We start from the raw sequence: 12,526 nt of genomic DNA, 5'->3' as shown, positions 1-12,526 counted from the left end.
GTGTTTACCCCTACCACTGCGGTAGGGGGTTTCTGAAAATGTATTATATGAACTGTTTCAAATGGTTGCCGATACATATAGTGCATTTTCAGAACCTTCCAAATTCCTTTTCTTTCTCCTTTTACAGCACTAGCGCTTAAATCGCTTCACCATTGACAGTCACAACCACATCAATGTTTCCGCGTACGGCATTTGAGTATGGACAAACTTGATGAGCGACACGCACTAGCTCTAGCGCTTGTTCTTGAGGCAACTCGATAGCTGCGGCCAGGCTAACCGTTAGTGCAAAACCACCTTTGTCATTAGGGCCGATACCCACTTCAGCAGTAACTGGTGCTTCTTTGAGTGCAATTTTACCTTCACGAGCGACGTGTAAAATGGCGTTTGAGAAACACGCAGAGTAACCTGCAGCAAATAGCTGCTCAGGGTTTGTTGCTAGACCAGAACCGCCCATTTCTTTCGGGTACGATAGTTCAAGATCTAGAAGACCATCGTCAGTTTTTACCTGGCCATTTCGACCAGCTAGTGCAGTTGCTTGAGTTTTGTATAGAGTAGCCATGATGTCATCCTTATTAATTTAAGTTGTGCGCAATTTAATTGTTTGCAATATTAGATCGAGAAATGGCTTGAATGCAAGTATATTGTGCGCAATTTATTTTTTAATTACTTATTAGGGGTTGAGTATGGTCAGTTGCGACAGTGACATGATTGGCGCTCAAGAAGAGAGTTTACGATTAGATAATCAAGTCTGTTTTCCTCTTTACAGCGCAGCAAATGCAGTGATTCGGACATACCGTCCGCTACTTGATGCGATTGACCTGACTTATTCGCAATACCTAGTGATGATGGTATTGTGGGAAAGTGATGGTATTAGCGTAAAAGATATCGGTGCTAGATTGCACCTAGACTCAGGCACCTTGACACCTTTACTGAAACGACTTGAAGCGAAAGGCTTTGTTAGCAGAGGTCGCAGCGAGCAAGATGAGCGAGTAAGGGTATTAAAACTCACCGACTCTGGCGTTGATCTGAAGTCGACAGCGCTGTCTGTGCCACAAGCAATGAAATGCAAAATAGAGCTTGAGCTGGAAGAGTTGATTCTTTTAAAGAAGCTGTGCGAAAAAGTTATCGCGACACTCGATTAATGATTAAGGGCAGGGAAGCATGTTAGAAACCGAACGTTTACGATTAAGGCAATGGCAAGATAGCGATGTTGAGCCATACATTCGATTGAATGCTAACCCAGTGGTCATGCGCTACTTTCCATCAGTGATGACTGAAGAGGAAACTATAGCCCAAATTGGCCGTGCGAAAGCTTACATTGAGAATCATGGCTGGGGATTTTGGGCATTAGAGCTAAAAGAAACGGGAGAGTTTTTGGGCTTTGTCGGTTTGCTTGGGCAAGATGAGCAACGAGAAATACCTAACACACCGTTTGTTGAAATCGGCTGGCGTTTAGACGAACAACATTGGGGTAAAGGTTACGCGCCAGAGGCTGCCAAAGCTGCGTTAGATTTTGCGTTCAACCAACTCGACTTGCCTGAAGTTTACTCGTTTACCGCGCTACCTAATCATCCTTCGCAGCGGGTGATGGAGAAAATTGGTATGGTGAATACCGAACAAGATTTTGACCATCCGAAACTAACCAAAGGACATGAGTTAGAACGCCACTGTTTGTATCGAATCACTCAACAACAATGGCGAGAGTCTAGTAAGTAATAAAACCGGATTATTGAACCCAGTTATAAAACTCGGTTATCGCCTGTACTGTAGGCGATAACTTGACTGATCTGAGTTAGACCACGGCCACTTTCTTGTTGCCACTGAGCAAATGCCTCATTTGTCGCGGCCAGCGAACGTTGAGTATCTTTTCCGCCTTCAATAACTTTGCAGTTTCGTAGATAACTTTCTACATCTCCAGATAAAATGAAGGTATCTACACCTAATTGACGCAAACTATACGGGCCAGTGTTGCCACCTAATCGGTTACCATGTTTCTTCAAATAGAGCCACAAACCGGTGATATCTTCACTTGGCCAGTTGGCGACCATATTGGCGAAAGAGCCGTGCTCGATAGAGGCCTCATGAATCATTTGAGCATTGGCCAAAATGGATTTCACTTTAGCGTGGTGGCGAATGATTCGAGTATCCGCTGCTTTGTTATCCCATTGTTCTTCTGACAGCATTAATAACGGTTCAATCTTAAAACCGAAAAACACCTCTTCAAAATTTGGCCATTTGTTTCTAACCACTTTCCAAGAAATACCGCTTTGAAATACCTTCATGCTGAACGCAGCTAACCAGCGGTCATTGGGGATTTCTAACAGCTCCTCTCGACTTAAAGGAGTAGCCAATAGCGACTCTAAGTTCGCTTCTCCACCTTTTCTATCCGCGGCTCGATGGTAGATATCATCAAATTTTTCAAGTGTCATGGGGCGCTCAGTCTCGGAAGTTACTATTGGTTTGCAGATATCCTACTACAAGTGATGACAGTTTCTTAGTAGGAAATAAGTAAACAAAAGCCAGAGCGAATGGCTCTGGCTTTTATCCCATTAGTCATGACGTTAGTTAAAGAGTCAGCAGGTAATTTACTAGCTTGTTGTACTCTTCAAATGAACGAATTTGATCGGGTTTAACAATGTATTTGTCGTTGACCAAAACGCCTGGCACGCCAGTTAAAGTACTTTTCTCGAACTGCTTATCGAAGCCACGTTGCATCGAGTTGACGACAAAGCTGTTATAAGCTGAATCAAACTTGTCTGCATCAACGCCATTGTCGATAAACACTTGGCGTAGAGCCTGCTCATTTTTTGGTGCACTGCTTAGTTCATGGATCTGTTTAAACATGGCTGGAACCATGGTCTTTTCAGCATCAAGAGCGACCATAGTGGCATATGACTTCGCCATTGGAACAGCCATGTCGCTGCCCATAAACGCGACGTGTACTTTTTCAAATGTCGCGTTGTCAGGAAGTGACGCTTTAAGGTTATCGATCACTGGTTCAAATTTGTAGCAGTGCGGGCAATAGAATGAGAAAAACTCAGTTACTTTTGAGGTTGCTGATTTCTCAACATCCAGCACCTTGTAGTGAGTACCTTCTTCAAATTGGGCCGCATGGGCAGAGAGTGACAGCGCCATAGTCGCGATAAGTGCGAATAACTTCTTCATTAGTGAAATCCTAAAATAATTCAGATAAATAGTGTTTAGACTCAATCAATTGATGGAGTCGAATCGTGGATTAGATTTAGGGTTACGCTATAGGAGGGCGGAAAAGCGTTTGAATACGAGAGACGGCTTTAGCAAATATATCTTGTCCTATCAGTGCTAAAGAAGCTGAGAGGGGGTTGGTTAGCGATACAGATTGCGAAAGTGGCATCTTGAATAAGCATACTGAACCACAGCAGTGATGGCTTATGTTTTCGTTACCGTGATCGGTTTGAGGGCATTCTGCCGGATGAAGCTGCCCGTTAACAACTTTGCTTAAGTCATTGGGTAAGTAGGAGAGCTCGTTTGTTTGTGCACTAGCAGCAACACCAGTAACAAAAACCAGTGCGAACGACATAAACAACGAGATGACTATTTTCCGATTGATCAAACTAGTGTTCCTAACCTACCTAGGCTGTAAGCTAACTAAAATCACACCTAATGAGAAGAAAAGGTGTTTGAAGATGTTAACTTAAGGCCATTTTTCACGCTTGTGAGCGGTTACGAATTACGTGTTAACAGTCGAGATAGTTTATGGCCGATGGCAAAACAGACCACCATCACCGTCACAATGACAAGAACAGCGTAGAGATGGCCAACCAGAGTTGATACGCCAAAGCCCCATACGAAAGAAAATACCAGACCTTGGAACGCTTCATACGGCCATTGTAAGATTGGGAAATGTGAATCGGAGACGAGTAGCATCACCAGCCCGAAAAGCCCAAGTAAAGAAGTGAAACTACCAAAAATATTATGCTTATTCATGATTGTACTGTTGTTTGTTATAACGCCTTCAAGGGTACTTCTTGATTAAGAAGTATCAATGAAAAAGCATGCCAAACGAGACGTCGGCATGCTTTATCGGTTAATGTTGAACTAAGGTCAAACCGCTCGGTAAAGCGTCACCAAAGACTCGCTTCGATTCACTTTCTGACAACTCTTTCACTTGTTCGACGAGTGAGAGCCAAGAATCTGGAACCTTACTTTGTTTAAGCTTGGCGATGACTTGATTACGGAAGTCATCAGAGATATCAAATAGGCGATCGCCAGTCTTACGACAAATCATCACAGCCGCGAAGGCAATCATTGGCTCTTTCTGCCAGTTTTGCTCTAGCAGTTTTGGTAACCATTGTTCAGCTTGCTCGCGTGGAATAACACTGTGCTGACTGCCGTACAGAGGCGTACGTGATGCTAGTCGACCCAATGCCCACCAATGCGCTTGTTCAAACTGGTTGTGGTTGATGGCCTTACTTAGACACCAAGAAGCGAGTAGTACTTTATCTTCGACTTCTAAATGTTCTAATGACGCAGCCAAACGCACCATAGACTCGTAACCCATCTCTTGCGCTGCTTTGGCTGATTGTGGATTTTTCATCGCACCGGGGTGAAGGTACTTGGCAATATCAGCTAGAATCGTTTCTTGTTGCTCTTGGCTAAGGCCGCCAGCGATGCGACGCCAGAATACCCACCAGTCCGTCCAGCCTTGGTGGTTCTTAAACTGAATCCCTTGTTGATAGAGTCCCCAAACTTGTTCTATACGCCATGAATCAGTGGCATCACCAAAGCCGGGACGCAGTGAAAACCCAGCCAATCGTAACCAGTTCTTTTCATGCGGCTCAGAGCGGCGGCGACGTTTACGACCAAGAGCAAAGGCATCAAATAGGTGGCGTAAAGTCGTGAAATCCCACTCATCACGTTTACCGAGTTTTTTCTCTAGCTCTTTGGCCAAAGTCTTAATTTCTTTCGAGTCCGCGCTCTTCTTATTGCTGCTGTAAATGCGAGAAATCAGCTCTTTACACTCACCAAGGCGAGGGTGCAGATCTTGCTGTTGTTCATCATCCGCTTTCTGATTGCGAACTTCAAATTCTAATGCCCAACGCTTCGAATCATCATCGACATGAACACACTCCATCTTAAGTGTGCCGACCTCAGTCAATTGACATGCGAGTTGAACTTCGACACGTTCTTTTTGGTTGGCTTGAAGTTCGGCACCTGCACCTTCTAATGTAGAGATATAAGGTGGGAGAGGGGAGAACAAGTCAGGATCTACATCGACCATCACGCCATTTTGAATCGCGGTGTTATTCGATAGCGTATCGTGAGTCGTTGTCAGTAGGTTGAAACGAACCGGTTCACCTAGAGTTAGCGAGAAGCGACGTCCACTAAGACGAATTTCTTGACCTTCTTCGGTCCCTTTTGAGAGTAGGCAAAGCGCCTTACCCATTTTGTTCTTCTCTTGAAGATGCAAGAAGTAAGAGCGAGCTGCACCACCACCGATTTTTAGTTGCGCACCTCGACGAGCTTTACCAAAAGCCACCGCACCAAGCGCAACCGACCAGTCTGGGTGTGGGTTATCTAATACCGTGACAGGAGCGCCGCGCCAATTGCCGAGTAACTTGGTGACGCGCTCAGTAACCAGCTCACTGTTAAATACACCGCCATTGAGCAACAAGCCCACTGGTATCGCTGGCTGCGATTGGTCTTCTTGACTCAGCGCAGAGTAAGAAACTTGCTGATGCTGATTCAAAAACTCCGCAACGTGTTTACTCACCGCTGGGTCAGCAACGTAAGGCAAGCCAAATTCGACTACCGCACTGCGGCGTTTATCTGGTGTGTCATTAAAATCGCTGAGAGGGAAGAAACCATCTAGGGCGATTTGGTGCACTTCTTGTTTTGAAAGGCCGATACTCTTGGTGCCACCCAGCAATTTTGAACCACTACCAAGCATAGTGATTTTTACTTCTTCTGGGGCATCTGCAGAAAGTAGGTTCTCTTTCGCTTTTCGGGTTTGCTGAATAAGCTTGGTCAAGCTGGCTGCGTTGAGCTTTTTCGATTGGTTAAAGCGAGTTTCCGCTAGGTGAGCGAGGGCAAGGTCAAGATTGTCACCGCCAAGCATCAGGTGTTCACCGACACCGATACGATCCAGTGACAACTCTTCTTGTGCGCCACTTTCAGCATTAAAGCGTGCTTCAATTAAGCTCAAGTCAGTAGTACCACCGCCGACATCGCAAACCAGAATCAAAGGCAATTGTTTTAGCTCATCAGCAGCAGTGTGCTGGTGGCGTGCGTACCAGTCGTAACAAACGGCTTGAGGCTCCTCTAACAATACAATCTTGTTGAGGCCAGCGAGTTGCGCCGCTTCTAGTGTCAGTTTACGCGCCGTTTCATCAAATGAGGCTGGCACTGTCACAACAACATCTTGGTCTTCGAGTTTATTACTTGGATTACGGTAGTTCCAAGCTTGGCGAATATGGTTGAGGTAACTCGCGCTAGCAATGACCGGAGAAACTTTATCGACGTCTGTAGCACCTGCCCAAGGCAGAATGTCACTACTGCGATCGACGCCTTGGTGAGAAAGCCAGCTCTTAGCACTAGAGACCTGACGACCTTCCACTTTAGCGCCTAGCTCACGTGCCCATTCACCAACGATAACGTTGCGGATGTCTCCCTCTACGGGTTGATCTTCCCAGGGTAGAGTGAGGTCGGATGGTGAAATTTGGCCTTGTGCAGGGTGGTAGCGAAAGGAAGGTAGTAGAGGTTTACGTACCACTTCGCCGGGGCCAATTAACTGATCAATGTTAAATAGGGATACATCGGATTGTTGTAAGTCGTCGGTGATTTCACAGAATGCGACAACCGTATTGGTTGTACCTAAATCAATACCGACAAGAAAACGAGGAGATGCCATACAAACCCTTATTTTGCCAATGTGATGACGAATTCTTATTATAAAAGAGCGGCACCCAAGAGGGTGCCGCACATTGATTAAATTTGCTCGTTGTCAGCTGCGTTAGCGTCTTCGCGGACATCGAACTCAACGTGCCATTTTTGACCGTTGTCGGTTGCGATGGCTTCTAGGTAGAGTGTACCGAGCTCAGTTACGCGCGAGGCCAGAGTGACAGGAACCACTTCACCTTCACGGCGGCCTTCTGACACAGGAAGCGTCACTTGAATTTCTGGTAACTCATCAAGCTCTTCAGGGCCCCAATGGTCGAGGTGTGTTCCTGCGAAATCTTCACGACGAACCGTTGAACCGAAGAACTGGAAGTTAACTGGCTGACCGATGATCAAACCGAACTCTTGACTCGGTACGTCAACACTTGAACCTTCTTCCATACCAAATGGTGCCACACATAGAGCTTCCATTGGCGGCGCCATACCTGGGATTGCTGGCATCGCACTTTCAATGCCCACGTAGTAGCTTGATGCGATACCGCCGCGGATACGAACACCTTGACCACGACGTACAGAACCGTAGTACGAAGCACCACTTGCTACTGCAAGATCTAGGTCAACACCAGTGAGACGTTTTGCCATTTCTGCGTCAGCAGTAAGTAGCCACTCATTGATGGTATCTTCTAAACGAGTAGCCAGTAGACCAGACTTAAGCACACCGCCGTTAAATAGGATTGCGGTAGGCTTGATGAAGTCTGCCGCAGCTGATTCACCGCCCATCCCCGGCATGTTAGCAAACGGATTAAAGTCTTGTGCTGGAGCCGCGTCACCGTTCTGCGCGTTAGCTTGCTTGGTTAAGAACGCAGCAATATGACGAGTAATACCTGCATCTTGAGCGTACGGCAGACCCATTTGAGTCAAAGCGCCGCGATTGCGTTGAACAGGGTGCTCGGTTACTGCCACTTGCGGGAAGAAACCGTCGACGAGCGTCTGTTGTACTTCTTGCTGAGTTAATTCAGTTTTTAGCGTAGCACCCAGCAATTTAGAACCACGGCTAGGTACGACGATTGGTACCGACTGAAGCTCACTGTCGTTTAGCAATGCTTCTTTCGCATCACGACAAGCGTGAGTCATCGCCTGAACTTGCCACGGTTGAAGCTCTTTACCTTCTTGGGCTAGCTTCATTTTTAAGCGGTACGCAAGAGCTAAGTCCATGTTGTCACCGCCAAGTAGGATGTGCTCACCTACAGCGATGCGGTTTAGTGTTAGATTGCCTTCGTCTTCAGTTACTTCAACTAAAGAAAGGTCCGTGGTACCACCACCGATATCGACAACCAGAACAATATCACCGACAGCAACTTCATCACGCCACTTGTCATTGCTGTTATCGATCCAGTTGTAAAGCGCCGCTTGTGGCTCTTCAAGCAAGGTTAGGTGAACAAAGCCGACATTGCGCGCTGCTTCAGCCGTTAGGTCACGGGCTGCAGGGTCAAATGACGCAGGCACCGTGATAGTCACATCTTGATCAGCGAGTGGGTTATTTGGATTCGTATGGTCCCAAGCTTGCTTTAGATGCTCTAGGTAGAGCTCAGTTGCGCGCAGTGGTGATACTTTTTCAACTTCTTCTGGGCTACCAGCTGGTAGGAATGCGTCACGGCGATTCACGCCAGCATGGCATAGCCAAGATTTTGCGCTGGCGATAAGGCGAATTGGCGTCTTCGCACCAAGGTTACGTGCAATTGCACCAACCAAAGCAGTTGGCTCTGATGACCAAGGCAATACGCGCGATGACGGATTCATTTCATGTTCGTGTGGTTGGTACAAGAATGAACCAAGTTGGCTGCGTGTTTCAACTGTTCCCGGCGCTGTTAGCTGCGGGATAGGCATGACTTGGACGCGCGAATCTTCTTGCGTTGTATCCACATAAGACAACACACAGTGGGTGGTACCTAAGTCGATACCAACGCTGAATTTAGGTGTATTAGATACAGGTGATTGTTGTGCTAGATCTTGGTGTTCCATTACAGCTCAACCTCAGCTGGAGCAATAACAGAAGCATCATAATTCTCAGCCAGTTTAGGCAGGTTCATTGAACTTGCTTTCCAACCTTTGTGAACAAGTGTGCCGTTGAAAGGCGCGCTGCCAGTAACGTTACCAGTTAAACGTACTTCTTGTGGGTTGAAACCTTCTTGGACAGTGATGCGAGTTTCTTCATCTTCACTGCGGATGTGCTCTAGCGTTACGTAGTCAGCAAGAACTTTTTGTCCGCCGGTATGAATAACGCGAGCCGCTGCGCCGACTTCTTCGTCTGAGAATGACGTTAGGTCTTCTTTCAGGAAGTCAATTAAGCGAGCTTCTTGTTGCATGATTGAAAGCAACTGCATTGCAGAGTCTGTTGATGCAGTTGCTAGCTTTGATTCGACTTCAACGACTTTCTCGATTACTTTCTCTACTTCGACCACTTTTTCAACTTCAACGATCTTTTCGACAGGCTTTTCAACCTCAACGATCTTTTCTACTGGTTTTTCGACCACTTTCTCAACCACTTTTGACTTGCGTGAAACAGCGATTAGAAGCAGAAGAACGCTTGATGCAGTCAAACCTGCATGAAGCATATCGAACGTTTGAGGGATCATTTGTAAATCGACAATCATGACAATTCTCTTTTGTTTAAGTGTACTGAGAGATTGGCTCAATCTCTGCTGTGGCTCTACTAATAAATTAAGAGCCAATTTATTCTGATAAATTGGGGCTGATAGTAGCATATTCAAGGTGCCATCCGGCTACAAAAACAGGTCTAATCTTAGGTTTAAACGGTTAACTGGTTTGTTTTTGAGCGAATCGCCAAGCGTAAAAGCGGCGAAGATCATAGAAACGAAGGATTTTGTTTCATCTGGTTAATAGTTCTTTCAGTCAATAAACCGATGTGGCTAAAATGAATGGTCATTTTCGATAGGCTAAAACTGATCACGCCTTATGCAACGATTTACTCAAAAGAAATTCTTATACCCAATACTTACTTTTGTTATCACGGTCTTGGTGACTACCTACGCGGTGCATTTTGTCTATAAGACCCAATTTGATCATACCGTATCCATGGTGAACAAATTAGCTGAACAGCAATCTGAGAACTTACAAAAAGTGGTCGAGAGTGATCTGCACTTTATCGGAGCGGGTGCGAATTTCTATCACTCAACTGAGCGAGACAACTGGAGTCGCTTTCCAGTTTTTGCCGAAGAGTTGGTCTCTAAATCAGAAACCTTAATTGCTTTGCAGTGGATGCAGCGAGTCGAAAGCAATGACATCGCTGAGCATACTCTGAAAATGCGCCGCACGTTTCCGAATTTTGAACTTTACACTATCCCTAAGGATGGACCTAAAACATCCGGTTATGTCATGGAAGATAATCAACCGATTTTTGTTGCCTCTGATATCTTCCCGCGTAGTGAGGCCAACCTAGGTCTATTGGGCTTTTATTCGTCACGTTTACGCTTTCAACTTATTCTTGATGGGCTAATGGCAACGGGCGAACCCAATGTCTCTGATAAAGTCCGATTGCTACAAGATGGTCTCGACCAAAGCCTCAAGAAGACCGGAATGTTGGTTTATCACCCGGTGTTTGATATCGAAAACAAACAAGAGTTAATTGGTGTTGTTGTCGGCGTCATTAGAACGACTCGTTATTTTGAGGGATTAGTAAAACGCACCGCAACAGAGCAAGATTTACTGATTAAAGTTATTGATATGGGGTTTGACGCGGAAGATGATCCGGTCCTTTATCAGAGCGAAGGGTGGGAAAGCTCCTCGGGTATTGAAATTACTAAGCGCGTAACGCTACCAAACCGAGAGTGGTTAGTGGATTTTAAGTTAGTTGATAGCGTCACCGAGAACGAGCGCTTTGTACTGACTTGGATTGCGCTAGCAGGTGGTGTTATCGCCGCCTTACTTAGCTATATCGTTTTATTGCTAGTACGAGAGAAAGAACATCTTGCGTTTCTGCTTGATGAGCGCACACAAGAGCTACAATTTATGGTTGATCACGACTCTTTGACTGGCCTATACAATCGACGTGCATTTAATCGCTTTTTATCGGATCTGGTTGAGCGGGAGCAAAACTTTGCTCTGGTTGTTTTTGACATTGATAAGTTCAAGTCGATCAACGACTACTTTGGTCATGTTGCCGGAGATGATATGTTGAACTTCGTTGCTAACACTGTCCAAGCGCAGCTGGATGAGAGCGATATTTTTGTTCGTATGGGCGGTGATGAATTCTGCGTTATTACCCGTAAGATTGATCGTGATGAGTTGTTTACTTACTTGAACAATGTGTGTCGAGTTGTGGCGAATTCAGTGCATGAGCTGGGCAATCACAAAATTCGCTGTACATTGAGTATCGGTGTCGCGGTGAGAATGCTGGAAAGTGAAGAAGAAATACTTCGCACGGCGGATGCTCAACTGTATAAGAGCAAACAAGCGGGTCGAAATTGTGTCACCGTTGCGGATTAACTGACCAGTTAACGGATCAAAATTCGAGTTTTGCACGATTCTCATGTAGAATTTTGCGCTTTCTCAATTGTTTGAACATAGGCGAATCATGAACCATAACCGTGTAGTTTGTTTCGATTTAGAGATGTGCTGTTGGAATGAAAACGGTGTCGGTACGACTGGCGAAATTATTGAAGTAGGGCTAGCTGAGATTGATCTTGTTAATGGCGAGATCGTTAAGCGTGCTCAATATTATGTAAAGCCCGAGCATGATGAAGTATCGCCATTTTGTTCTCAATTAACAGGGATTACGCCGCGTAAGGTGGAAAAGCAAGGTCGACCTCTTGAGGAAGTGCTCAAGTCGATGGTTAAAAATTTCGGCGGCGCAAACAAAATCTATGCGGCCTGGGGACGCGATGACCGTATCTTGATGAAAGAGTGTCAAGACAAGGGTATCGAGATGCCTTTCAATGAATTTATTAACTTAGCGACCCTATATCGAATCCAAAATCGTCTCAAAGACAAACGCGTTGGCCATAAGGCGGCTCAAGAAGCAAAAGGTATTGAGTGGGAAGGTCGTCAGCATTCAGGTTATGTTGATGCGTACAACCTAGCGAAACTGGCTTTAACCATGTTTTAAAATAGATAAAAAGATCATAAAAGGGAGCATTGTGCTCCCTTTTTGCTATTTTGCGTTTTGATTCGGTTAGTGCTTTGATTCGGTCACGTCTAACTTGGCGCGAATAAAGTCACCGTGGTCCACGTAGAGTAATTCGGCTGTCTTACGAATCACTGAATCTTCAAGTGGGTCGATTTCACCATCGGCATGAGCCACTTCCCACATCGCCTTGATTAACTCAAAGCGCGTTTCTTGGCTTAGCTCGCGCAGCTGCGAAGTAAAATCATACAAAGAGGCGGAGTCTTTGCTTTTTGCTTCAGCACGAGATAGCAATGCGACCGCGTCACTCTCTTCAATATCCAATAATCTTGCTAGCAATAACCTCTTCGCTTCAACTTCTACTTGTTCAATTTGATGGTCTGCACCGGCAACCTCACACAGCAAGCAGGCAATGGCGAGATTGCTGTCTGCATGAGTGGCGTGGCCTAAATCGTTCCCTTCAAGGAGCTGTTTGAATAGTGAAGTAATAGAGTTGAGCATATAACG

Annotated in this window: 13 protein-coding genes; 4 read left to right on the top strand and 9 right to left on the bottom strand. The window is 45.6% G+C overall.

Features of this window, described 5'->3' with window-relative positions; translation table 11 throughout:
* Window positions 1-136: 136 nt before the first annotated feature.
* The gene (gene ohr, locus ACHUFZ_RS02500) at window positions 137-559 is read right to left on the bottom strand and encodes an organic hydroperoxide reductase Ohr (RefSeq protein ID WP_394125731.1); all 423 of its coding nucleotides are present in this window, start codon (window positions 557-559) and stop codon (window positions 137-139) included.
* Between the two features lie 124 nt (window positions 560-683).
* Between ohr and ohrR the strand changes: the two genes are divergently transcribed.
* Both ohrR and ACHUFZ_RS02490 read left to right on the top strand, forming a co-directional pair.
* Window positions 684-1,142: a transcriptional regulator OhrR gene (gene ohrR, locus ACHUFZ_RS02495; RefSeq protein ID WP_394125730.1), complete on the top strand. Its 459-nt coding sequence runs from the start codon at window positions 684-686 to the stop codon at window positions 1,140-1,142.
* Window positions 1,143-1,161: 19 nt separating this feature from the next.
* Window positions 1,162-1,716 (top strand): GNAT family N-acetyltransferase, encoded by a 555-nt coding sequence (locus tag ACHUFZ_RS02490; RefSeq protein ID WP_394125729.1) that lies wholly within the window; start codon window positions 1,162-1,164, stop codon window positions 1,714-1,716.
* A 23-nt stretch (window positions 1,717-1,739) separates the two neighbouring features.
* Here the strand turns inward: ACHUFZ_RS02490 and ACHUFZ_RS02485 are convergent, their stop codons facing one another.
* The 7 genes from ACHUFZ_RS02485 to ACHUFZ_RS02455 all read right to left on the bottom strand — a co-directional run bounded on the left by ACHUFZ_RS02485 (window position 1,740) and on the right by ACHUFZ_RS02455 (window position 9,530).
* Window positions 1,740-2,429 (bottom strand): DNA-3-methyladenine glycosylase I, encoded by a 690-nt coding sequence (locus ACHUFZ_RS02485; RefSeq protein WP_394125728.1) that lies wholly within the window; start codon window positions 2,427-2,429, stop codon window positions 1,740-1,742.
* A gap of 136 nt (window positions 2,430-2,565) precedes the next feature.
* The gene (locus tag ACHUFZ_RS02480) at window positions 2,566-3,165 is read right to left on the bottom strand and encodes a thiol:disulfide interchange protein DsbA/DsbL (protein ID WP_394125727.1); all 600 of its coding nucleotides are present in this window, start codon (window positions 3,163-3,165) and stop codon (window positions 2,566-2,568) included.
* Window positions 3,166-3,247: 82 nt separating this feature from the next.
* The gene (locus ACHUFZ_RS02475) at window positions 3,248-3,592 is read right to left on the bottom strand and encodes a hypothetical protein (RefSeq protein ID WP_394125726.1); all 345 of its coding nucleotides are present in this window, start codon (window positions 3,590-3,592) and stop codon (window positions 3,248-3,250) included.
* A gap of 110 nt (window positions 3,593-3,702) precedes the next feature.
* Entirely contained in the window at window positions 3,703-3,966 is a 264-nt protein-coding gene (locus ACHUFZ_RS02470) for a hypothetical protein (RefSeq protein ID WP_394125725.1), read from the bottom strand.
* A gap of 100 nt (window positions 3,967-4,066) precedes the next feature.
* Window positions 4,067-6,889, bottom strand: a complete 2,823-nt coding sequence (locus ACHUFZ_RS02465) for an Hsp70 family protein (protein WP_394125724.1) — start codon at window positions 6,887-6,889, stop codon at window positions 4,067-4,069.
* Between the two features lie 77 nt (window positions 6,890-6,966).
* Entirely contained in the window at window positions 6,967-8,898 is a 1,932-nt protein-coding gene (locus ACHUFZ_RS02460) for an Hsp70 family protein (protein WP_394125723.1), read from the bottom strand.
* Window positions 8,898-9,530, bottom strand: a complete 633-nt coding sequence (locus ACHUFZ_RS02455; RefSeq protein WP_134833751.1) for a DUF2760 domain-containing protein — start codon at window positions 9,528-9,530, stop codon at window positions 8,898-8,900. The genes ACHUFZ_RS02460 and ACHUFZ_RS02455 overlap by 1 nt, the downstream gene beginning before the upstream one ends.
* A gap of 322 nt (window positions 9,531-9,852) precedes the next feature.
* On the opposite strand from ACHUFZ_RS02455, the gene ACHUFZ_RS02450 reads away from it, so the two are divergent.
* A complete protein-coding gene (locus ACHUFZ_RS02450; protein ID WP_394125722.1) occupies window positions 9,853-11,382 on the top strand; it encodes a sensor domain-containing diguanylate cyclase in 1,530 nt (509 codons plus the stop codon).
* An 88-nt stretch (window positions 11,383-11,470) separates the two neighbouring features.
* On the top strand, window positions 11,471-12,001 hold the full coding sequence (locus ACHUFZ_RS02445; protein ID WP_394125721.1) for a 3'-5' exonuclease: 531 nt from the start codon (window positions 11,471-11,473) through the stop codon (window positions 11,999-12,001).
* Window positions 12,002-12,067: 66 nt separating this feature from the next.
* On the opposite strand, the gene ACHUFZ_RS02440 is transcribed toward ACHUFZ_RS02445, so the two are convergent.
* Window positions 12,068-12,520 carry a tellurite resistance TerB family protein gene (locus ACHUFZ_RS02440; RefSeq protein ID WP_394125720.1) on the bottom strand — a complete coding sequence of 151 codons (453 nt, stop codon included), beginning with the start codon at window positions 12,518-12,520 and terminating at the stop codon, window positions 12,068-12,070.
* Window positions 12,521-12,526: the final 6 nt, after the last annotated feature.

It is taken from the genome of Vibrio hepatarius (genome assembly GCF_043642085.1).
GTDB classification, from domain to species: domain Bacteria; phylum Pseudomonadota; class Gammaproteobacteria; order Enterobacterales; family Vibrionaceae; genus Vibrio; species Vibrio hepatarius_C.
This window is presented reverse-complemented; position numbering and strand designations above follow the sequence as displayed.